We start from the raw sequence: 21,925 nt of genomic DNA on the forward strand, positions 1-21,925 counted from the left end.
GAACACTCTGATCAAAAGTTACCGATAACATGGAGTGTTTTAGCTGATCTTTTCAGTAGACGGTAAATCCTTCTCTGGCTCGTCCGATGTACTGCCGATGCAGACCTGGTTCCGGCCCAGGACCTTGGCCTGGTAGAGATTGTGGTCGGCCGTTGCAATCGCATGGTCCAGTGAGACATGTTCAGAATGGGGACTGGCGACACCGACGCTGATAGTGCATCGGATCATTTTGCCCCGATCAGTGGTGACCAGCTGTTCAATATTATGGCGGAAACGCTCGGCCACCTTGTGGGCTTCCGCCTGGTCGGTTTCCGGCAGCAAAAGAGTGAATTCCTCGCCACCCCAACGGGCCAGGAGGTCGCCCTTGCGACGGGAGCGATCAAGCTCACCGGCTATGGCCTTCAATACCCTGTCACCAGCAGCATGGCCATATTGATCATTGATGTTCTTGAAATGGTCAATATCGATCACAACCACGCAGATGTTCCTGTTCTTGCGCGAGACCAGACTCCAGAGTGATTCGGCGACGGGCAGAAAGCCGCGCCGATTGTTCAGGCCGGTCAGCGGATCAATCCGTGCGTTTCGCTCCGCGGTCATCCGGGCCTGTTCGTTTCGTCGAACCAGATCGGCCAGGGCCAGCGCCAACAGCATGGCATCCAACACCATGCCGATGTCCACGGCGTAGTAACCAGGCTGGGTGTAAGGAATAACGCCGGATACCGTCAGGGCAGAAATCGAAGCGCCGACAACAGAGGCCAGTGTGCCCAGCAGGAAATAGCGGGCGGCCTGATTGCCGCTCAGCCAGCTCGACACGCCCATGTAGAGCATCAGTGCACTGAACACCGGTACAACCAGGAATGCCAGACGCAGCGCCGCGCCCTGCTCGTTCAAGGCAATGCAGGTCGTAACGAGCGCGAAATAGGCTCCTAAAAGGATCTGGATGGCTCTGTGGAGTCGCGGCTGGTGGCGCTTGGTATCCAGGAAATTCGTCGCAAACGCCAGGCCAGCGCTTGCGAAACACAGCATCAGCAGGGGCGGGGCCCACTGTTGCCAACCCACCGCGTTGGGCCAGAGCAGAGCCATCCCGATGCCGCTGTAGGATGCCGTCATGGCAAGATAACTGCCCATGTAGAGCGAGTAGAACAGATAACGCCGCTGCCGAAGCCCGGCGAACAGCATCAGGTTATAGGCCGATAGCGCAAACATGGCGCCGTAGACGAAGCTGTAGAACGCCGTCTCGGACTGTTCTCGGCCATGGCTGGTGGTCAGGCTGGAAAAATACAGGGGCACCAGCATGGGGTCGGCTGTCTCAATCCGCAGCAACAGGCGTGTCTTGCCGGGCGGAAACGGGTAATCGGCACTGGGTATGCGTTTGGCGAGTGAGCGTTCATCCAGCGGAATCTGATCACCGCTGACAAAGTGCTCTGGCGGCCGGTCGTCTGGCAGTAGAAAGAAGTCAACGCGCTCCAGCCAGCCTGTTCTGACGGACACGCGCCGCAAAATGGGATCATCGGTAGGATTGAGGACATCCGCCACCAGCCAGATCGCACCGGAATTGATGCCATTGACCAAAACGCTGGTTTGGGGGCGGGCCAGGACAGTGGGATTGCGGCCAATCAGGGACTGAACCTGCTCAACAGACAGCCTCTCTCCCTGTTCAGCAAGAAACGCCACCCGGTCGGTTACGGCGCCCGGGTAATCAGATTGCGCGTCAATGACCGGCACTGAACCATATTCGTCTGCCGATTCGGCAGTAGCAGACGTTGTCAGGTTCAGAAGGATCAGCACGCAGAGCAGGGGCCAGTAATGTGGCACCAATTTTCATATTCCTTTATCTGGTTTTGCCTAGACTATCGGCAAACCTGCTCCGTGTCATATTTCACGTCAGGCCATGTGCACCGCCACCCGCGTGCCATTAAACGCCGCATTGCCCGTCAGTACGTCAATGCGCCCGGAATCAGTGACGTCGTTCATGCTCACGCCGGGTTGTCCCTCGGCGATCGACATGGCGGTGTCCGGCCGGTTGTGGCCCCAGCCCTGGGGTATGCTGATCACACCCTCGAACATATCGTCGTCGATTTCCACCGGCAGGTTGATGCTCCCGGAAGCCGACATAACCGTGGCCAGTTGTCCGTCTTCAAGCCCGATTTTGAGGGCATCTGACGCGTTCATCTGTAACGTGCACGGGTTCTTGCCCTTGACCAGGCGGTGGGAATTCTGGGTCCAGGTGTTGTGGCTGCGAGGCAGGCGGCGGCTGATCAGCGTGAACGGATAGTCGCTGTTCTCATCTACCTGCAACAGGCCCGAGGCATCCAGGCGTTTCAGATCCTTCAGGTATAGCGCGGGGGCAATGCGGATCTTGCCGTCCTCGGTCTGGATGCGCTGCGCCAGGCAGGGCTGGAGCGGTCCCAGATCCACACCATGGGGGTTGGCTTTCAGGGTCTCCAGGCTCATGCCCTCTTTTCCGTAGGCGCCGTGTTTAAGGCCCAGATCCAGCATGGCCTCCGGCGTAACACCATCGTCTTCCAGGCCCGTTAACTGCAGGGCCAGATCCCGCAGAATCTCCCAGTCGTGTTTCTGGTTCGGCGCTTTCTCGACCATCGGTTCCGAGAACTTGGCGGTATTGCGAACGGCGAAAGAGTTGAAGAACACATCGAAGTGCGGCACTTCCAGCCCGGTTGTGGCCGGCAGGATGATGTCCGCGTGGCGGGTGGTTTCGTTCATGTAGATATCCACCGACACCATGAAATCCAGGGCGTCGAAGGCTTCCTCCAAGCGGACTCCGCCGGGTGCTGAGAGCACGGGGTTGCCGGCGATGGTAATCATGGCGCGGATCTGGCCCTCGCCCGGGGTCAGGATCTCATCAGCCAGGGTAGCGACCGGGAATTCGTTGTTGAAGTAGGGCAGTTTTCGCACCCGGGACTCGTAACGGCCATAGGAACTCGGCTTGCCCTTTTTGTCCCTGACAAGATCAAAGGCCGGCTGGGGGAACATGGCGCCACCGCGGCTATCGAAGTTGCCGGTGAGAATGTTCAATACATTGTTGAGCCACTGGCAGAGGCCGCCGAACGACTGCGTCGAGGCGCCCATGCGGCTGTAGCAAACGGCGCTCTTCGCAGCTGCCATCTCCCGGGCCAGCTCGCGGATGGCCTCCGCGGTCATACCACAGGCTGTCGCCACGTTTTCCGGGCTATAGGGTTTTACGGCCTCGGCCAGTTGCTCCAGCCCGTCGATCCGGTCTTCCAGATGACCAAGGGTAACCAATTGTTCCTCAAACAGGGTGTGAACCATGGCCAGCATGAACAGGGCATCGGTTTCCGGGCGGATAAACAGGTGCTGGTCGGCCTTTCTCGCAGTCTCGGTGCGCCGTGGATCAACCACCACCACCTTGCCGCCGCGTTGCTGGATGGCCTTCAGGCGTTTGCCGACGCCGGGGGCGGTCATCAGGCTGCCGTTGGAAACAATCGGGTTGGCACCAATGATCAGCATGAAATCCGTATGGTCGATGTCCGGCACCGGAATCAGCATGCCGGCACCGAGCATGTAATTGGACGCCACGTGATGTGGTAACTGGTCCGCCGATGCGGAGCTGTAGCGGTTATTGGTGCCCAGCGCCTTGAAGAACCGCGGCAGCATAATGGCGTTGCCGAAGTTATGGGCGTTTGGATTACCCAGATAAACCCCGACCGCATCCTGCCCGTGTTCCTGCTGGATGCCGCGAAACCGCGAGGCGATTTCCTCGAAGGCAGCTTCCCAGCTGATCTCCTGCCAGCCGTCCGCGCTGCGCTTGATGGGTGCTTTCAGGCGGTCCTTGTCATTGTAGAAATCCTGCAGTGCAACGGCTTTCGGGCAGATATGGCCGTGGCTGAACGGGTCGTTGCTGTCACCCTTGATGGACAGGATCTCGCTACCCCGATGCTGGATTTCGAGGCCACACATGGCTTCACAGATGTTACAGGTGCGGTAATGGGTCTGGGTGTCGGTCATGGCAAACACTCGGTCCGGATATTGTCGTTATTGGTTCTGGCAGTGTGGCACAAGCCGGCGGAAAATCAGACGGTCATAATTCACATAAAACCGGTCAATCCCGCCAAATAATGTTTCTCCCGGTGCCTGAAAGAGAGGCCGGAATTTCATCGTATAATAGCGCCATGGCTAAAAACTTTTACCGTCGGGGCCCGGACCATCGTGCCGGTGCGCCGGTCACATTCCTTGATGTCCGTCGTCGTTTCCAGTTCCGTACCATCGAGATTGGCCGCTGGGTCACCGAGCCGGAAAAACAGCGCAGTGCGTCGCTGTTCTACGATGCCCTGTGCGACCTGATGACCATTCTTGGCGGCACCGAGTCTCTGGTTTCCCTGCGTGGCACCCTGGCTCTTCAATATGGCATTGGCGGGCGGCCCGGTGTGTCGGCCCACTACACACCGGCCACGCGCAGCTTCTCACTGGCCAAAAATGCCGGGCCCGGCAGCATCGCCCACGAGTGGTTTCACGCCTTCGATCATTACATCGGCGAGAAGCTTTTCGGCGAGGCCCAGAGAGGCCAGTTTGCTTCGAAGCTCTGGCTTGGCCGTGACGACGCTGTGCGGCATCCGCTTAACGATCGACTGCAGGCCTGCTTCAAGGCGATTCTTCTGGACGAAAAAGGCGCAGAGCCCAGCGAGCTCTTCCGGTGCTCGGTGAAAGCGGACAAAGCGGCCGGAATTCAATATTTCAGCTTGCCTGAAGAACTCTGCGCCCGGGCGTTTGAAGCGTTTGTGCAGGATGCAGGCGTGAAGAATGCCTTTCTGGTGAGCGGAACCCGGGAATCTGAAGAGGCAAAACTGGGGTTGTACCCAATGTTTGAGCAACGCGAGCGTATCAACGAGTCCTTTCAGGACTACTACACTTCTCTGGGGCGAGCGCTCAGATTGCTGGAGAAATAACGGCTCTTGGGAGGTAATGTGCAGGAATTCGTCGACAGCATTGGAAGCTGGGTTTGGGGCCCTGTCACGATTGTTCTGCTTGTTGGTACGGGATTATATCTGACCGTCAGGTTGCGCTTTATTCAGTTGTTCCGCATGTGGCTGTCCCTGAGGATTGCCAGTGGCGTGGATGCGGAACAGCAAAAGGAGGGTGACCTCAGTCAGTTTGGCGCGCTGACCCTGGCGCTGTCGGCGGCCATTGGCAACGGAAATATTGCCGGTGTTGCCACTGCCATAGCCCTGGGCGGGCCGGGCGCGGTTTTGTGGATGTGGGTCACGGCTCTGGTGGGCATGGCTACGGTTTATGCCAGCACCACTCTGGCCCTGGCCTTTCGCCATCATGATCCGGAGCGTGGTTATGTCGGTGGCCCCATGTACTACATTGAGCAGGGTCTTGGGCCCCGCTGGAAGCCGATGGCCAAAATGTTTGCCTTTTGTGCGGTCCTGGCAGCCTTTGGCACCGGCAATATGGCGGAGGCAAATTCGGTTGCCGACACCCTGGAATTTTCGCTCCGGGACATTATTGGTTACACCGCCACCGACAGCAGCGTGTTTTCGGTAAAACTTGCCATAGGACTGGTCTATGCGGGGCTGGTCTGGTTGGTGATTGTGGGTGGCGTCAAGCGAATCGGGCAGGTCGTGTCCCGGCTGGTTCCACTGATGTTTCTGGTTTATGTTGGCAGTGCGCTCGTGGTGCTGGTCATCAAGGCCGACGCGATTCCCGGAGCGTTTGCGCTCATTTTCACGGACGCCTTCAGCGGTACGGCGGCCGTTGGCGGATTTACCGGAGCCAGCGTGATGGCTGCCATCCAGTTCGGTGTCGCCCGAGGGGTATTCAGTAACGAGGCGGGACTGGGAACAACCCCCATGGCGATGGCTGCAGCGCGTACTGCGGAGCCGGTTCGGGCTGGTCTGGTAGCGATGAATGGCCCTCTTTTCGACACCCTCATTGTGTGTACCATCACGGCTCTCGTGATAATCACGACGGGTGTCTGGCAGACCGGGATCAGCGGTTCGGAGCTGACCACCATGGCCTTCAACTCTGCGGTGCCGGACCTGGGTAAACTGGCGGTCACTGTTTCGCTGCTGTTTTTCTCCTTTTCCAGCGTGCTTGGCTGGAGTTACTACGGAGACCGGGGGACGGGCTATCTGTTTGGTGAGGGCGCCATCCTGAAATACCGTCGCCTGTTCTGCCTGCTTCTGCCCATTGGCGCCGTTATGAAGCTTGAGTTGATTTGGGGGCTCTGCGACATTGCAAACGGACTGATGGCGATCCCCAACCTGATCGCCATCCTTTTGTTGTCCCCGCTTGTGGTGCGGTTAACCCGTCGATATTTCAGCCCTTCTGTTTCATGAATCTGGCCACGGCCAATAGCGATAACGGTTCCTTCCCGTGAAATGTATTATCAATGGAATCCCTGAAGGCCTGTTGTCTTGCTTTCAACCTCCAGCCAGGCCTGTAGTTCGTGCAGCGGCTTCGGCGAGCAGATCCAGTAGCCCTGGAGCATTTCCGCTCCCAACTGGTTCAGAAGGCGGGCCGACTTTTCGGTTTCGACACCCTCGGCCACCACCTGATAGCCCAGGCCCTGGCCCATCCTGATGGCGGTTTCGACAATCATCCGCGCGCCCTCGCTGGATTCGATGTCCTGTAACAGGGCGCGGTCCAGTTTGATTTCGCTGGCCGGCAGTTTCTTGAGATAGGAAAGCGAGGAGTAGCCGGCGCCAAAGTCGTCAATCGACAGCTTCAGCCCGATAGCCGTTAATTCGTTCAGGGCGTTCAGGCCCCTGTGGGGATCATCCATGGCAGCGGTTTCGGTCAGCTCAATGATGACCTGTTCCGGGTTCAGCTGATTGCGCTTTGTTCGGGTTTTGAACAGGCCCACCAGTTCTGGAGAGCTCAGATCACGGGCAGAGATATTCACAGAAACGGTCAGAGACGGATCGAGGGTATGGAGTTCCTTCAGATCGTTCAGAGCCTGGTCCACCACCCATCGGGTCAGATGTTTGATCACCCCGGTTTTCTCCGCCATTGGAACAAACTCAATCGGCGGCACCCAGCCCCGGTCCGGGTGATGCCAGCGGATCAGGGCTTCCACACCCACCACTTTGCCTGTCGCCAGGCTGATTTTGGGCTGGTAGTAGAGCTCGGTCTGATTGTGGTGCAGTGCCTCCCGGAGGTCGGACATCAACGTCAGCCGGCTCTCGTCATAGATGTCATCTTTGCGGGAATACAGGCCGGTCTGATAAGGCCCATGAGGCGCCATTTCCATGCCGACGTGGGCATTGCGGATCAACAGAGCCGCTTTTTTTCCATGTTCCGGGTAGCTGGCGGCGCCGAACCGCGGATTGGGCTCTATGGCGATATTGTCCAGTAAAACGGGTTCTGCCAGTTGCTTGAGCGCATTATCCAGTGCCTTGAAATCGTCCCCCGTTTTGCTGACATCCACCAGCAGGCCAAAGCTGTCTCCGGACAGCTGATACACCCATTCGTCGTTACCAAAGGAATCGACGATGTGGTGAACCATAGGCAGGTCTGCTGCTAATCGGGACATCCGCTCGGCCATGGCCTTGAGCAAACGTTCGCTGCGGTCCAGGCCCAGGGTCCGGTTGATTTCCTTGAGCTGCGTTATCCGGGTAACGCCCGCCATGAAGCGCCCGTTGGGGTTTTGCCGAAATTGCTCATCCGCCATCCATTCGAACCGGTTCCGGTTTGGTAGCCCGGTCACCGGGTCATGGGTCAGTGCTTCATTCAACTGGGTCTGGGCTTCGTTGCGGGCCTTCTGTTGTTTGAGGATATCGGCCTGAGCCTGGATTTTCTGTTCCCGTTCCCGGTATAGGCGGTCGGCCAGGGCAAGCGTGAGAATGAAAGCCTCGAGCCCGGAGCCGATCTGCATGGCGTACTCGGTAAAGAAATTCTCCGGCAGCAGGCCCAGGGCCCGCCCCGCCGTTGCTGAGACCCCGATCGTAAGAGGTGTCCAGGCGATCGTGAAGAACACCCCGGCCCGGACACCGGCAGCCCAGGCCACAGGGCCGGCCACCAGGAGCAACGAGAAGAACGCGAACGCGGAAACGGCCGCCACCCGGATACCGGTGTCGTAATCCAGCAGCGGCGCAGACAGGAAAAACAGCATTTCAAACAAGAGCATCGCCTGCAGGGCCCGGTACAGCCTGGGGCTGTTAGAGCGCACCTGGAGGAACTCCATGCAGAAGAGTATCGAGAACATCGCCAGGAATGGCATCGACAGCAGAAGCACATGCGTGTGAAGAAACGGTGCGCCCGGGTAGATGTGCTGAAGTGTATAGCCGCGCACAGCGGCGAAGAACAGGAAGTAGCCGGAAATGGCCAGGGCGTAGAACAGGTACAGCTTTTCTCGCAGGGTCAGGAACACGGCCAGGTTGATCAGGATGATCACTGCCAGACTGCCATAATAGAAAAAGTGCAGCTTCTGCTCGTTGGCAGCGGCCTCGTAAAAATCATTCTGTTGCCAGATCTGCAGCGGCACCACCATCGTGCCCTGGGTGGCGACCCGGATATAAAGAGTTTTCGAGGCATCCGGGGCTACATGGAATCGATATAGCATGTTGGGATGGTCGACATCCCTGGGGTAGAAAGAGCGGGTGTCCCCGGTGGCGAATTCTCGGAGCAGGGTGCCGCCGGAGAGCTCGTGAAACACCACGTCATCAAGCTGGGAATAGCCCAGCTCGGCAATCAGAAGCTGGTCGCGGCCGGTCTGGTTTTGCACCTCAACCCGCAGCCAGTAGGCGGAATCGGTAATGCCGAAGGTGGCCTTTCCCGATGGGTTGGTCTGCCAGGCGGTATCGGGAAGGGCGCGAACATCGGCCAGTTCCGCTTCCGCGCTGGCGTCTTCCCAGTACTGGAAATGGCTTTCAATCGGTTTTTCTGAGGCAAGTGTGACCGGGGCGCTATCCGCATGCGCAAAATGCGACGTGAACGTCGCCAGACTCAGTAAAAAGATACGGAGAGCAGTGCTGAGGATCACCAACAGTAGACCCCGTTATATCGCCATCAGGCTTTTTTATTTTCCTGATCATCAGCTTAACAGCCTTTCTTCACCGGAAAAGCCGAGAACCAATATTTAATGTAGCGAAATGTCTCATATCTGCAGATTCTCCGCCTTGCCCACCGGTCCTTTGGTGCTCTCCGTAGCCCTTAAACGCCTGTCTCGATACCGGTCCATCTGCTACGTTGAAAGGAGACATTCATTCCCAAGGAGGCCTCTATGTTCGTCGCTGAAAAAGCAACCGGGCACCTGATCGAAGTTCTGGATACACAGGCGCTGTTTGATCCCCATAGCCAGCAGGTGCGAGGCAGCCTCCATTACGGAGAGGAGGCGCAGGATCCTGAATTGTTCAAAAAAGCCGAACTCGCATTTCCCTCCGGTGAAGCGCTTCCTTTGTGCTGGACAGACCCGGATTACCGTCGCCATAGCTGATATTTGCTTGCCCTTCCTGCCGTCACAACCGCGCCATATCAGAGTGGCGCGAGGCTTCCCTGCTTTCTGATCAGGTTTGAATTCCCCGCCTCGCTTCTGTAAGCTTTTTATTAATTGAACGTTCAATTAATAAAAAGCAGGGCTGATTGGTGCTGCTTTTCAACACCGGAAACAAGACGAGTAACCGAAGCCGCCATGCCAAAAGTTGGGGTCAAAGACACACGCAAGCAGCAGCTGATTGAAGCCACCATGCATTCGATTGCCGAGCTCGGAATGCAGAACACCACCATTGTGAGCATCAGCAAACGGGCGGGCATGTCCTCCGGGATTATCAGCCATTATTTCGGCGGCAAGCAGGGTCTGATTGAGGCGGCCCTGCGTTATCTGCTCGATCAACTGGGCAAGGAACTGCGGGAGCGCATGGCCAAGACCGACCGCTCCCCGGAACAGCGGCTCAATTGCATTATTGAGTCGAACTTTTCCGAGTTTCAGCGTTCTGCGCTGGCGGCCAAGACCTGGCTGAGCTTCTGGGCCCGGTCGATGCATGAGCCGGGGCTCAAGCGGCTGCAGCAGATCAACAACGCCCGGCTGTACAGCAACCTGCGATATTCCTTCGCACAGGTGCTTGAACCCGGCGCAGCGACTGAGGCCGCCCGGCAAACCGCGGCAATGATCGATGGGTTCTGGTTGCGCAGTGCCCTGAGCCTGGACCCGTCAGAGAGTTTTGAAGCCGGCGAGCGGCTCTGCAAGAAATTTGTCCACGAGACACTGGCCCAGGCAACCGCCTGAGCCGGGATTGATTCGAACGGCCCACAAGGCCTGAAGACACCGAACAGAGGTTAATTACCGACTATGTCTGCATCTCTTCCTGTTGTTCAGAATTTCGTCCATGGCCGTTTCCTGGCCAACAGCACCGGCGAAACCTTCCCTGTGGTGAATCCGGCCACGGGTCAGGTTATCTACGAAGTGGAAGTGGCGGATGAATCCGTGCAGCAGGCCGCTATTGAAAGTGCCCGCGCAGGTTTTGCCGAGTGGTCTGCCATGACTGCCATCGAGCGCAGCAGGATTTTGCTTCAGGCGGTTGCGCTTCTGAGAGAGCGTAATGATGAATTGGCTGCCGCAGAGGTGCGCGATACCGGGAAGCCCTGGCAGGAAGCAGAAGCCGTGGATGTGGTCACCGGTGCCGATGCAGTTGAGTTCTTTGCCGGCCTGGCACCCTCCATCGAAGGTAACCAACAGGACCTGGGGGGAGATTTTTACTATACCCGCCGGGAGCCCCTGGGCATCTGCGCCGGCATTGGCGCCTGGAACTACCCGATCCAGATCGCCTGCTGGAAATCCGCGCCGGCCCTGGCCTGCGGCAACGCCATGATCTTCAAGCCATCCGAGGAAACCCCCATGGGTGCGGTGAAGCTGGCGGAAATCTTTACCGAAGCGGGCGTGCCGGCGGGCGTATTCAACGTGGTGCAGGGCGCCGCCGAAGTTGGCCAGTGGCTGACCCACCACCCCGAGATTGCCAAGGTCTCCTTCACGGGAGAAGTTGCTACCGGCAAGAAGGTGATGGCAGCGGCATCCTCCACACTGAAGGACGTCACCATGGAGCTGGGCGGGAAGTCACCTCTGATCATCTTTGACGATGCAGATCTTGAGAACGCCATTTCCGCCGCCATGGTGGGCAACTTCTATACCCAGGGTGAGATCTGCACCAACGGCACCCGGGTGTTTGTTCATGAAGATCTGTATCCGCGCTTTATCGAACGTCTGCTGGAACGCACCCGCAACAACATCAAGCCGGGCGACCCCATGAATCCGGAGACCAATTTCGGCGCGCTTATCTCCGCAAAACACCGGGATCTGGTGCTCGATTACATCGCCAAAGGCCTGTCCGAAGGCGCGACTCTCAGCCACGGCGGTCGGGCCTTCGAGCCGGAGGATTCCAAAGGCGGCTATTTTGTGGAACCCACCATTTTCACCGACTGCACCGATGATATGACCATCGTAAAGGAAGAGATTTTCGGGCCGGTGATGTCGGTCCTTACTTTCCGCGATGAGGACGAGGTGATTGCCCGCGCGAATAACACAGATACGGGTCTGGCCGCTGGCGTGTTCACCAACGATATCCGTCGGGCCCACCGGGTGATTCACCAGATCCAGGCCGGCATCTGCTGGATCAACAGCTACGGCGCTTCCCCGGCGGAAATGCCGGTCGGCGGCTACAAACTCTCCGGCATCGGCCGCGAGAACGGGCGCGAAACCATTGCGCACTACACCCAGATCAAATCGGTGTATGTGGGCATGGAAGATTTGGACGCACCCTTTTAATCCCAAGGGTCTGTTGCCGCCTCGTCTTCACCTCTGTTGCGCCTAATAAAGCGCCAATTTAGGCGCGAGGAGCGAAGTTTGGTTGTTCCAAATGAGTAACGAGCAACGACGAGTGGCGCTTTATTAGGCGCAACCCTAAGGGCTGCGGCCATTTTTATGCCCAGCGTCGTTATCAGTCGCTTATTTGGAACAACCAAACTGCGCTCCTTCTGCCTAGCTGGCCATAAAAATGGCCACAGCAGAGGAGAAGACGAGGCGGCAACAGACCCTGGGCCACACAGGAGAATGCGTATGATAGAAAATCGATACGACTACATCATTGTGGGTGCGGGTTCCGCCGGTTGCGTACTGGCCAACCGTTTGACCGAGGACGCGCGCCACCGGGTGCTGCTGCTGGAAACCGGCGGCAGCGACAAGAGCATCTTCATCCAGATGCCCACCGCCCTGTCCATTCCCATGAACACCAAGAAATACGCCTGGCAGTTCGAGACCGAGCCGGAGCCGTATCTGGACAACCGCCGCATGCACTGCCCCCGGGGCAAGGTGCTGGGGGGTTCTTCCTCCATCAACGGCATGGTGTATGTCCGTGGCCACGCCCGGGATTTTGACGAATGGGATTCCGAGGGCGCTACCGGCTGGCATTACCGCAACGTCCTGCCGTATTTCAGGAAGGCCGAAACCTGGGCCTTTGGCGGCGACGACTACCGGGGCGATAAGGGCCCGCTCGGTGTTAATAACGGCAACAACATGCAGAATCCGCTCTACAAGGCCTTTATCAGGGCGGGTTCCGATGCCGGTTACTTTGAGACCGATGATTACAACGGTACCCAGCAGGAAGGCTTCGGCGCCATGCACATGACCGTGAAGAACGGTCGTCGCTGGTCCACTGCGAACGCCTATCTGCGCCCGGCCATGGAGCGCGATAACCTGACTGTGGTCACCCATGCCCTGGTGCACAAGGTGTTGCTCGATGGCAAAACCGCCACCGGTGTCCGTTACGAGCAGGACGGCAAGGTGTACGAGGCGAAAGCCGCCAAGGAAGTCATCCTGTCAGCTGGCTCTATCGGTTCGCCCCACCTGCTCCAGTTGTCCGGAATTGGCAAGCGTGAGGTACTGGAGAACGCTGGTATCGAGGTAAAGCATGAGCTACCCGGCGTTGGTGAGAACCTGCAGGACCACCTGGAGTTTTACTTTCAGTACCGCTGCAAACAGCCGGTGTCGCTCAACGGCAAGCTGGACTGGTGGAACAAGCTGAAGATCGGTGTTCGCTGGATTCTCCGCAAGGACGGTCTGGGCGCCACCAATCACTTCGAGTCCTGTGGCTTTATCCGTTCCAGGGCCGGCGTCGAGTGGCCCGACCTGCAATATCACTTTTTGCCGGCAGCCATGCGCTACGACGGTAAAGAAGCCTTCAACGGAGACGGATTCCAGCTGCACATTGGTCACAACAAGCCGAAGAGTCGGGGCTTTGTGCATGTGCAATCGGCCGATCCGAAACAGGCACCGACCATCCGCTTCAACTATCTGAAGCACGAGGCAGACCGGGAGGGCTTCCGGGACTGTGTGCGCCTGACCCGGGAAATCATCAATCAGCCGGCCATGGACGAGTATCGCGGAGCGGAAATCCAGCCTGGGGCCGAGGTCCAGACCGACGAGGAAATCGATGCGTTTGTCCGCCAGGCGGTGGAGAGCGCCTACCATCCGTCCTGCTCCTGCAAGATGGGCACCGACGAGCTGGCGGTGGTGGACCCGGAGACGCGGGTTCACGGTATCCGGAATCTCAGGGTGGTGGATTCGTCCATCTTCCCGACCATACCCAACGGCAACCTGAATTCGCCCACCATTATGGTGGCCGAGCGGGCAGCCGATCTGATCCGGGGCAGGGAGCCCCTGCAACCTTCTGACGTGCCTGTGGTGATGGATGACCAGTGGCAGGCACGCCAGCGACCGGGACAGGCAAAGCGCGCGCTGGTTTAGCGCGTCGTCATCCCACCCGGGCGTGCAACGCGCCCGGGGTTTTGCAAGCCCTCAGGATTTCCCTATCAGCGCGACGGTGTTCTGCCGTTTTCGGGCGCCCGATAGGCAAGTCCTGGGTTTGTGTCCGATTCGAAAGAAGCAGCGCTTACAAAGTAGAGGAGGAACACCCATGCTGTTCATTGCAAAGAAACAAAGTAACCGGAGGACGTTATGACACTCTGGTTATCCGCAGGTCTGATCTTCACCTTCGCCGCCATTGTGCTGATTCTGTACAGATGGTGGGACATCCAGTGCATCGGCGTGACGCCGGTACGAACCTTCACCTTTATCGCCATCCTGTTCACCTCCGGTCTGGATGTGGGGCTGATCATGTTCCCACTGACCGAGTTCGGTGGCTACGGCGACCTGTCGGCGAGCCCGGAGTACGGCTTTGCCAATCCGCTGGCTATCGAATTCGGGTTCTGGGCGTTCCTGATCTGGGGCTTCTATTTCCTGACCTGTTTTTACTTCGCGATCATTGAGCCGCGGGTGCAGTTCTTTGAGATTCCGTTGGTGAAGGTCGTAAACAACGTGGTAATCATCGGCACCTGTGCGTTTACCGCCTATCTGCTGCTGGTGAATCTGCCCTGGTACCTGCCCATGCTCGGTGATGGCGAATCGGTGGTACCAGCGTTCTACTTCATTGTATTTGCCTCGATTGCGCTGGCGGTCTATTCCAGCTCCAAGATCAAATATGTGCGCATCCTCAGTCTGGGTTCGAGCCTGTTGTTTATTGCCCTGATCGTGGGTATGTGGTTCCGGGCGTTCGTTATGGGTGCGGGCTCACCGGCAGACTTCTTTGGCACCGCCGGGTTGATCGGCGAGTACTTCGCCAACATCCACCAGTTTGCCCTGCCGATCAACGACTACCACGAGTTCTACCTGTTCTGGTGGTTTGCCTGGAGCATCATGATTGGCCAGTTTACCGCGCGTTTTGTGAGCGGTATCCGTACCTGGCAGCTGTTGATTGCCATGCTGGTGGTACCGTCAATCGCCATTGGTGTCTGGTTTACCGTGCTTTACCACTACCACGCGGAAGGCCTGCAGATTGCGGCGTTCACCAATCTCGCCATGATTTCGGTGGGTGTGTTGATGGTGGTGAACTCGCTGGATTCATTGATCCGGCTTTATACCGACAACCTCAATCTCACTGCCCAGCGCCTCGGGCGGGTGAACTATGTGGTGTTCAATTTCCTGGCGATGGTTGGTCTGACCATGCTGTTCCAGCTGGATTTCTTGCGGATTCAGTGGGTTGGCGCCCTGGTGATTGCACTGTATTTTGGCTGCTTCGTCTATATCCTGGTGAACAAGCGGGCAGAAGTGGCTGCCATTAAAGCGTCACCGAAAGAAAATATTCTGGACTTTGGAAAGATTGAACTGGCTGGCTAAGACCCCATAAACGGGGTAGCGGAAAAATTCCCTTCAGAAGCCAGAGATAGGTTTTTTCTATCCTTGGCTTGGGAATTATCAATTTTATCCGCATCGCCGATATCCGTACTGTGGGCGCCACAAATTCATTAACTTATGAATCCATCAACAAGGAGTTTTTTAATGGGCATCATTAACAGCGAGATCAAACCGTTCAACGCTACCGCCTTCAAAAACGGCGAGTTCGTTGAGATCAGCGAAGCAGACGTGAAAGGCAAGTGGGCGGTATTTTTCTTCTACCCGGCCGACTTCACCTTCGTGTGCCCGACCGAGCTGGGCGACGTGGCTGACAAGTACGAAGAGCTGCAAAAGCTGGGCGTTGAAGTATTCTCCGTATCTACCGACACGCACTTCACTCACAAGGCCTGGCACGACAACTCCGAGACTATCGGCAAGATCCAGTACTACATGGTTGGCGACCAGACCGGCACCATCACCAACAACTTCGGCGTGATGCGTGAAGGTCAGGGCCTGGCAGATCGAGCTACCTTCCTGATCGACCCGGATGGCATCATTCAGTCTGTCGAAATCAGCGCCGAAGGCGTTGGTCGTGACGCTGACTACCTGATGGATAAGGTCAAGGCTGCCCAATACGTGCGCAAGCACCCGGGTGAAGTTTGCCCTGCCAAGTGGAAAGAAGGCGAAGAAACACTGGCTCCGTCTCTGGACCTGGTTGGCAAGATCTAAGCTCTCCTTCCGGAAAGCTTATGAACGAAAAACCCCGGAATTTCCGGGGTTTTTTGTGTCTGGCGAAAGGTGAGGCTCAGAGGGCCTCGAGAATGCTTTCGGCGCTGGTCTGGTCCAATCCTTGGGCATCGATATTCAGCAGCTCGACCTTGCCGTCGTTCACGATCATGGCGTAGCGCTGGCTGCGAATGCCCATACCGTTCGCGGTCCGATCCTGAGTCAGGTCCAGAGCCTTGGCGAACTCTGCCACGCCATCAGCCAGCATGACGATCTCTTCGGCGTTGTGGGCCTTGCCCCAGGCGTCCATTACAAACGCATCGTTTACTGACGTGCAAACGATGCTGTCGATGCCTTTGGCCCGCAGTTTGTCGGCATTTACCACAAAACCGGGTAAATGGGCGGCTGAACAGGTGGGGGTAAACGCGCCGGGTACAGCAAACAGAACGGCCTTCTTGCCGGCAAAGAGTTCACTGGTACGGACTTTCTCAGGGCCTTTTTCGCCCATTACCTGAAGTTCGAGGTCTGGCAGGGTATCACCCGGCTGAATTGGCATTGCTGTGGTCTCCGCTGTTGTCCTTGTTGAAATAGTCGGCACTCCGGGCCTTGAGGCGATAGAACTCTTCAATTACGCCGGCCATCGCCTCGGGACAATAGGGCCGCAGACCACTTAATACGAGCCGTTTGGTCACTTCGCCCACTGGTTTGTGATCGGCGGTCAGACGGTATTCGAGGAGAACGTTACCCCGTTTACCGGCTGCCTCGAGGGTGGCGTTATGCAATTCCAGCCCGGGGGAGGGCAGATCCAGATTCTCCAGGGCCAGGCTCATGCTCTCGTACATCACCATGGGGCGATCGGGATTGAACATCACCCCGTTAGACTCCATCAAAGGCTTCAGGGTATGGGGGAAGTTCTTGCCGGAGGCCGCCACATAGGCACGGGTGATGGTCTCGATCAACTCCTCATCCCGGGTTGTCGCGCCACTGCGGGCCACCTCGATATAGACTTTGCCGGCATCGTCACAGACGTCAATGGTGTTTTCGGTTTCAACGAACTTGAGCGGCACATTCTCTCCAAGCAGGCTGCGGAACCGGAAGGTCATGTTCTCCGACAGCCCGAACCGGGCGAGGACAATGGCGAAAAGCAAGTCTCCTGGAACGCAGAAACGGCGGGCATCCGGGTCGTGGATGGGATTGAAATCCCCCGCGATTTCCTTGGCGAACTGGCTTGCCTGCAGGGCGGAAATTACGACGTGTCCGTCCTGGACGGAGTGGAAACGGTCTAGAAACATGCGTTGCCTATTCTGGATACCAGAGAATGATGTTGCGACGATATGACAACATCATACTGCGGCAGGCTTTCGGTGGATATGCGCTATTGGTCAAGCCCCGAGCAGCGGTGAAGCTGGTGGTATAGCAAAGCCCTATCAAACAGTTTGGGTCAATTAATTTGAGCATTGAGTGGCGGGGCCGTATTGTTGCACCAACTCAACTTAACCACCGTATTTGATTCAAATACTTAGTTCCGAAATTTAAAGGAGAAGTCAGACTATGTTGGATGCCAATATCAAGGAACAGCTCAAGGCCTACATGGACAAGCTGCAGCAGCCGATTGAGCTGGTTGCGGCCTATGACGACAGCAAGAAGTCCCAGGAACTCCGGGAGTTGCTGGAAGAGCTGGAGCCGATGTCTTCCAAGATCAGTCTCCGCACTGAAGAATCCAATGACGTGCGTCGTCCGTCCTTCGCCATCAACCGCGTAGGCACCGATATTGGCGTTCGCTTTGCGGGCATCCCCATGGGCCACGAGTTTACTTCCCTGGTGCTGGCCCTGCTGCAGGTGGGTGGTCACCCCTCCAAGGCGTCCCAGGATGTTATCGAGCAGATCCAGTCTCTGGAAGGCCGGTTCGAGTTTGAAACCTACTTCTCCCTGTCGTGCCAGAACTGCCCGGACGTGGTTCAGGCCCTGAACCTGATGAGCGTTTTGAACCCGAACATCACGAACACCTCTATCGATGGGGCCCTGTTCCAGGATGAAGTGGAGCAGCGCGAAGTCATGGCGGTTCCCAGCGTTTACATGAACGGTGAGCCCTGGGGCCAGGGCCGTATGACCCTGGAAGAAATTGTCGCCAAGCTGGACACCAGCTCCAGCGAGAAAGACGCCGAGAAAATCAATCAGAAAGACGCCTTTGAGGTCCTGATCATTGGTGGCGGCCCGGCTGGCGCCTCTGCTGCCATCTACGCTGCGCGGAAGGGCATTTCCACCGGCATCGCGGCCGAGCGTTTCGGTGGCCAGGTGGCTGACACCATGGGCATTGAGAACCTGATTTCCGTACCCTACACCGAGGGTCCGAAACTGGTGGCGGCCATGGAGCAAAACGTCAAGGAATACGACGTGGACATCATGAACATGCAGCGCGCCGAGAAGCTGATCCCGGCGTCACGCCCGGGCATGCTCCACCAGGTAAGGTTGGAAAACGGTGCCACTCTCAAAGCGCGCAGCCTGGTGCTGTCCACCGGTGCCCGCTGGCGCCAGATGGGCGTTCCGGGAGAGGAAGAGTACCGCAACAAGGGTGTGGCCTACTGCCCGCACTGCGACGGCCCCCTGTTCAAGGGCAAGCGCGTGGCGGTGATCGGCGGCGGTAACTCCGGTGTCGAGGCAGCCATCGATCTGGCCGGTATCGTGGGCCATGTCACCCTGATCGAATTCGGTGCCGAGATGCGCGCTGATGAGGTGTTGCAGAAGAAACTTCGCAGCCTGAAGAACGTGGAAATCGTCACGTCCGGACAGACCACTGAGATTACCGGGGAAAATGGCAAGGTCAACGGTCTGAATTACACCGACCGCACCTCTGGTGAGCAGCACCACATCTCCCTGGAAGGTGTGTTTGTACAGATCGGCCTGGTGCCCAACACCGAATGGCTGAAGGGCGACATCGAACTGAGCCAGCACGGCGAGATCATCGTTAACGACCGCAACGAAACCTCCATTCCGGGCGTTTTTGCGGCGGGTGACGCGACAACTGTGCCTTACAAGCAGATCGTGATCTCCATGGGCGAAGGTTCCAAAGCCGCCCTCAGCGCCTTTGACTTCCTGATCCGCAATTCTGTGGACGAGAGCGAAGACGAAGCGGCGTAATCGACTCAACGCCGCCTGATGAGAGATAGGCACCGGAGCGATCCGGTGCCTTTTTCGTTTCCGCTGAACATTCCCTCCCGAACTGAGACATTGGTTACGGATCTAGGCTTGTCTGTTACACGACAGCTCGGTAGGTTAGGCCCCGCGAAAGCGAACGTTGCCAGATCGTCCAGAGGGTCGTTCATTACATGAAGTCCTTTCCAGCCCGCTTCCTCATCAGTTTCCTGCTTCTGCTCACAGTGCCTTTGGCAAACGCAGGCCCAAGGCCCAGTGTTGTTTTTCTGTCACCGGACGATTCCCGTTTCTGGCAACTGGTGGCCGGTTTCATGGAGGCGGTGGCGAAGGATCTAGAGGTTGACCTGGAGGTTCAATACGATCGGGAAGGTCATCGATTCAGCTACCTTCGGATGGCGAAGGACGTGCTGAGCCGTGAAGAGAAGCCGGACTACCTGCTGTTCATGTGCAAGGAGCATGTTACCGAATCCATGCTCAGGCTCGCGGATGGGGCCGGTGTAAAGACGTTCACCTTCAATACCGATGTGCCTGACGCCGCTCGAGCCAGCATCGGTATGCCCCGAACCGTCTTGTCGGGCTGGCTTGGCCACCTTTCGCCGGACAATATTGCCGCCGGCCGTTCTCTGGTAACGCTGCTGGGCAAAAAGGCCGAACAATTGGGGCTGGCCTCCGAACCCAGCGTTCCCATGGTGGCCCTCTCGGGAACCCTGGATTCCTCTGCCGCCACGGACAGGGACCGGGGCTTGCTGGCGGCAGCCGTCCAGCAGCGCAGTGAACTCCTGCAGCTGGTGTATGCCAACTGGAGCCGTGAGCTGGCCCGGGAAAAAACAGAAGTCCTGCTTGAACGCTATCCGAATACTGTCTCTATCTGGAGCGCAAGCGATGGCATGGCACTGGGCGCCATTGAAGCCGCCCGAAATGCCGGCCGGACGCCGGGCAAAGATCTGTTGGTCGGCGGCGTAGACTGGCAACCTGAGGCCCTGGAAAGTATCCGGCAGGGGGAGTTGCTGGTCAGCCTGGGTCGACATTTCATGGGTGGTGGACTTGCCTTGCTCCTGTTGCATGATTATCACCATGGCCAGGATTTCGGAGATATGTCACCGGACTATGTTTTCCGCTACCAGCTGGAGCCTGCAACCCTGGAGAATGTAGACCAGGTGCAACGTATTATGGACCCCGAGGATTGGAGCACTGTTGATTTCCGGCAGTTCAGCCGCGTTGGCGAGACTGGGATTGCGAAGGCAGTGCCTGATCCTGATGCCCTGCTGGATGCGATGACGGGAGCGCTGGCGAGGCAGGGAGCAGACACCATAGCGAGGACAGAGTAAGGCCTTCCTGGATTCGAGCAGGCTCTAGGGCCTCGATATGTCCTGCACCAGACTGCCTTTCGGAGCTTCAGGCTCCTCTTCACCGTCAAAGAGGTGGCCGTAGGCCGCCCGGACACCAGAGACGATGAACTCATGAGGCACGTCGTCGAACAGGCCATGGTCGTTCACATATTCCATGTGCGCGTGACCGTCCTCGGTGTACTCCTGAAACATGGAATCGTGCACCCCGTCGAATTCCAGCGGTTCCACCTTCATCAGTTCGCACAGTTGCCGGTTGAACGCCGGCGTCGCCTTGACCCATTGGCCGTTCAGGAAAAGTTCGATGTAACCGTGCATTCGGAAGATGTCCGACTGCAGCCATTCGATCAGTTTCGGACTTGAGAGATGATTGCGAACATCGGCCAGCCCAAGCCGGCTGGGAATGCCAATCGAGCGAGCTGCCGCGCCCAGGAGAACCGCCTTGGGAATGCAGTAGGTTTCGCCGCTTTCCAGTGCGTAACTAGCGCTGAACGTGTTGGCATCGGTCCGGAACACGTAGGGGTTGTAGCTGATGCTGTCACGAACAGCGAGATAGAGCGCCTTGATCTGCTCCACCGGCTCATCAGGAACTCCCTCCAGCTCTGACTCGATCCAGGCCTGCAGCCGGGGATGGTCATAGTCAAAAAAGGCGGTGGGCTGGAGATAGCGTTCCATAGTCATCAGTCCGGTCTCGGGATCAGACTCTGATCGTGCTCAATTGGCAATGCACAGGCAATGGCGGTTTCCGCCAGAACGATTGGGGAAAGTGCTCAGAGCATGGGGTTTGCAGTCTAAAGGTCCCGCATTAATTCGTAGGTGCACATATTTACCGCCGAGGCCAGGTTCAGGGACTCGATCTGCCCCCGGCCTTGAATGCTGTACGGCACCGCCTTCAATTGATCGAGGGCCTCCCGCGGCACACCCCGGGCCTCGTTGCCGAACAGATAACAGTCGTGTTCCCTGAAGCCCCGGGATGCCATCAAACCGCCATTGAGGTCGAGGCAGGCAAGACTCTGGTATCTTTGGGGAAGGCTGTCCAGAGTCACATCGGTCTCGAGAGGGACGTGAAAGAGCGCCCCCATGCTGGCGCGTACCACTTTAGGATTGAAGGGGTCGACACTGCCCGGGCTCAACAGACACCGGAAACCGCCGAACCAGGCCAGGGTGCGCAGTATTGTGCCCAGGTTGCCGGGGTCCTGAACCTCGTGCAGGTAAATCGCTTTTTCGCCGGGCACCGGTTCAGCCGGGCGCTCCGGCATGGGCACCACCGCCAGAATCCCCTGGGGCGTTCGTGTGTCGGCCAGCTGCGCCATCTGGCGATCGCTGATGACATGGGTTCTGAACGGGCTTTGCCAGTGCTCGTGTTCGCCGCTGACGTACAGCTCCGAGGCTGCCAGAGTGGGTTGGCCGGTCGCGGCTTTTTGCAGCTCAAGAATCAGGTGCTCACCCTCAACGAGGTAGTGGCCAGACGACTGCCGGTACTTTTTCTGATGCAGCTTTTTGATGTCGGCCAGATTCACGAGGGCGGTCTCCCGTTAGGTGGGCGTGGTGGGTTCTG

17 protein-coding genes are annotated in these 21,925 nt (G+C 57.7%); 10 read left to right on the forward strand and 7 right to left on the reverse strand.

Annotated features, from left to right (window positions below; genetic code table 11):
- Positions 1 to 39 precede the first annotated feature (39 nt).
- Positions 40 to 1,815 (reverse strand): diguanylate cyclase, encoded by a 1,776-nt coding sequence (locus CFB02_RS15095; protein WP_227519240.1) that lies wholly within the window; start codon positions 1,813 to 1,815, stop codon positions 40 to 42.
- 69 nt (positions 1,816 to 1,884) lie between these two features.
- Positions 1,885 to 3,987 carry a molybdopterin-dependent oxidoreductase gene (locus CFB02_RS15100; RefSeq protein WP_088558650.1) on the reverse strand — a complete coding sequence of 701 codons (2,103 nt, stop codon included), beginning with the start codon at positions 3,985 to 3,987 and terminating at the stop codon, positions 1,885 to 1,887.
- Between the two features lie 164 nt (positions 3,988 to 4,151).
- On the opposite strand from CFB02_RS15100, the gene CFB02_RS15105 reads away from it, so the two are divergent.
- Both CFB02_RS15105 and CFB02_RS15110 read left to right on the forward strand, forming a co-directional pair.
- On the forward strand, positions 4,152 to 4,925 hold the full coding sequence (locus CFB02_RS15105; RefSeq protein ID WP_088558651.1) for a CLCA_X family protein: 774 nt from the start codon (positions 4,152 to 4,154) through the stop codon (positions 4,923 to 4,925).
- Between the two features lie 18 nt (positions 4,926 to 4,943).
- Positions 4,944 to 6,320 carry an alanine/glycine:cation symporter family protein gene (locus tag CFB02_RS15110; RefSeq protein ID WP_088558652.1) on the forward strand — a complete coding sequence of 459 codons (1,377 nt, stop codon included), beginning with the start codon at positions 4,944 to 4,946 and terminating at the stop codon, positions 6,318 to 6,320.
- Between the two features lie 50 nt (positions 6,321 to 6,370).
- Here CFB02_RS15110 and CFB02_RS15115 read toward each other — a convergent pair whose 3' ends face one another.
- Positions 6,371 to 8,965: an EAL domain-containing protein gene (locus CFB02_RS15115; RefSeq protein ID WP_088559266.1), complete on the reverse strand. Its 2,595-nt coding sequence runs from the start codon at positions 8,963 to 8,965 to the stop codon at positions 6,371 to 6,373.
- Positions 8,966 to 9,205: 240 nt separating this feature from the next.
- Between CFB02_RS15115 and CFB02_RS15120 the strand changes: the two genes are divergently transcribed.
- The 6 genes from CFB02_RS15120 (at position 9,206) to ahpC (ending at position 15,871) form a co-directional block, all read left to right on the forward strand.
- Positions 9,206 to 9,418: an acetyltransferase gene (locus CFB02_RS15120; protein WP_088558653.1), complete on the forward strand. Its 213-nt coding sequence runs from the start codon at positions 9,206 to 9,208 to the stop codon at positions 9,416 to 9,418.
- Between the two features lie 195 nt (positions 9,419 to 9,613).
- Complete coding sequence (gene betI / locus CFB02_RS15125; RefSeq protein ID WP_088558654.1) at positions 9,614 to 10,207, forward strand: transcriptional regulator BetI; 594 nt, start codon at positions 9,614 to 9,616, stop codon at positions 10,205 to 10,207.
- Between the two features lie 63 nt (positions 10,208 to 10,270).
- Positions 10,271 to 11,740, forward strand: a complete 1,470-nt coding sequence (gene betB, locus CFB02_RS15130) for a betaine-aldehyde dehydrogenase (protein ID WP_088558655.1) — start codon at positions 10,271 to 10,273, stop codon at positions 11,738 to 11,740.
- Between the two features lie 291 nt (positions 11,741 to 12,031).
- Complete coding sequence (gene betA, locus CFB02_RS15135) at positions 12,032 to 13,717, forward strand: choline dehydrogenase (protein ID WP_088558656.1); 1,686 nt, start codon at positions 12,032 to 12,034, stop codon at positions 13,715 to 13,717.
- A 210-nt stretch (positions 13,718 to 13,927) separates the two neighbouring features.
- Positions 13,928 to 15,145 carry a choline transporter gene (locus CFB02_RS15140; protein WP_088558657.1) on the forward strand — a complete coding sequence of 406 codons (1,218 nt, stop codon included), beginning with the start codon at positions 13,928 to 13,930 and terminating at the stop codon, positions 15,143 to 15,145.
- Positions 15,146 to 15,307: 162 nt separating this feature from the next.
- Positions 15,308 to 15,871 carry an alkyl hydroperoxide reductase subunit C gene (ahpC, locus tag CFB02_RS15145; RefSeq protein WP_227519241.1) on the forward strand — a complete coding sequence of 188 codons (564 nt, stop codon included), beginning with the start codon at positions 15,308 to 15,310 and terminating at the stop codon, positions 15,869 to 15,871.
- A gap of 76 nt (positions 15,872 to 15,947) precedes the next feature.
- Here the strand turns inward: ahpC and CFB02_RS15150 are convergent, their stop codons facing one another.
- Entirely contained in the window at positions 15,948 to 16,424 is a 477-nt protein-coding gene (locus tag CFB02_RS15150; protein WP_088558658.1) for a peroxiredoxin, read from the reverse strand.
- Positions 16,405 to 17,160, reverse strand: coding sequence for a DUF3581 domain-containing protein (locus CFB02_RS15155; RefSeq protein WP_088558659.1), 756 nt, complete (start codon positions 17,158 to 17,160; stop codon positions 16,405 to 16,407). Before CFB02_RS15155 ends, CFB02_RS15150 begins: the two co-directional genes overlap by 20 nt.
- 259 nt (positions 17,161 to 17,419) lie before the next feature.
- On the opposite strand from CFB02_RS15155, the gene ahpF reads away from it, so the two are divergent.
- Complete coding sequence (gene ahpF / locus CFB02_RS15160; protein WP_088558660.1) at positions 17,420 to 19,006, forward strand: alkyl hydroperoxide reductase subunit F; 1,587 nt, start codon at positions 17,420 to 17,422, stop codon at positions 19,004 to 19,006.
- Between the two features lie 188 nt (positions 19,007 to 19,194).
- Positions 19,195 to 20,349, forward strand: a complete 1,155-nt coding sequence (locus CFB02_RS15165) for an ABC transporter substrate-binding protein (protein ID WP_088558661.1) — start codon at positions 19,195 to 19,197, stop codon at positions 20,347 to 20,349.
- Positions 20,350 to 20,373: 24 nt separating this feature from the next.
- On the opposite strand, the gene CFB02_RS15170 is transcribed toward CFB02_RS15165, so the two are convergent.
- Together CFB02_RS15170 and CFB02_RS15175 are read right to left on the reverse strand one after the other, a co-directional pair.
- The gene (locus CFB02_RS15170) at positions 20,374 to 21,042 is read right to left on the reverse strand and encodes a transglutaminase-like domain-containing protein (protein WP_088558662.1); all 669 of its coding nucleotides are present in this window, start codon (positions 21,040 to 21,042) and stop codon (positions 20,374 to 20,376) included.
- Positions 21,043 to 21,158: 116 nt separating this feature from the next.
- Positions 21,159 to 21,887, reverse strand: a complete 729-nt coding sequence (locus CFB02_RS15175; RefSeq protein ID WP_088558663.1) for a TrmH family RNA methyltransferase — start codon at positions 21,885 to 21,887, stop codon at positions 21,159 to 21,161.
- Positions 21,888 to 21,925: the final 38 nt, after the last annotated feature.

The organism is Marinobacter sp. es.042 (assembly GCF_900188315.1).
Taxonomy (GTDB): Bacteria; Pseudomonadota; Gammaproteobacteria; order Pseudomonadales; family Oleiphilaceae; genus Marinobacter.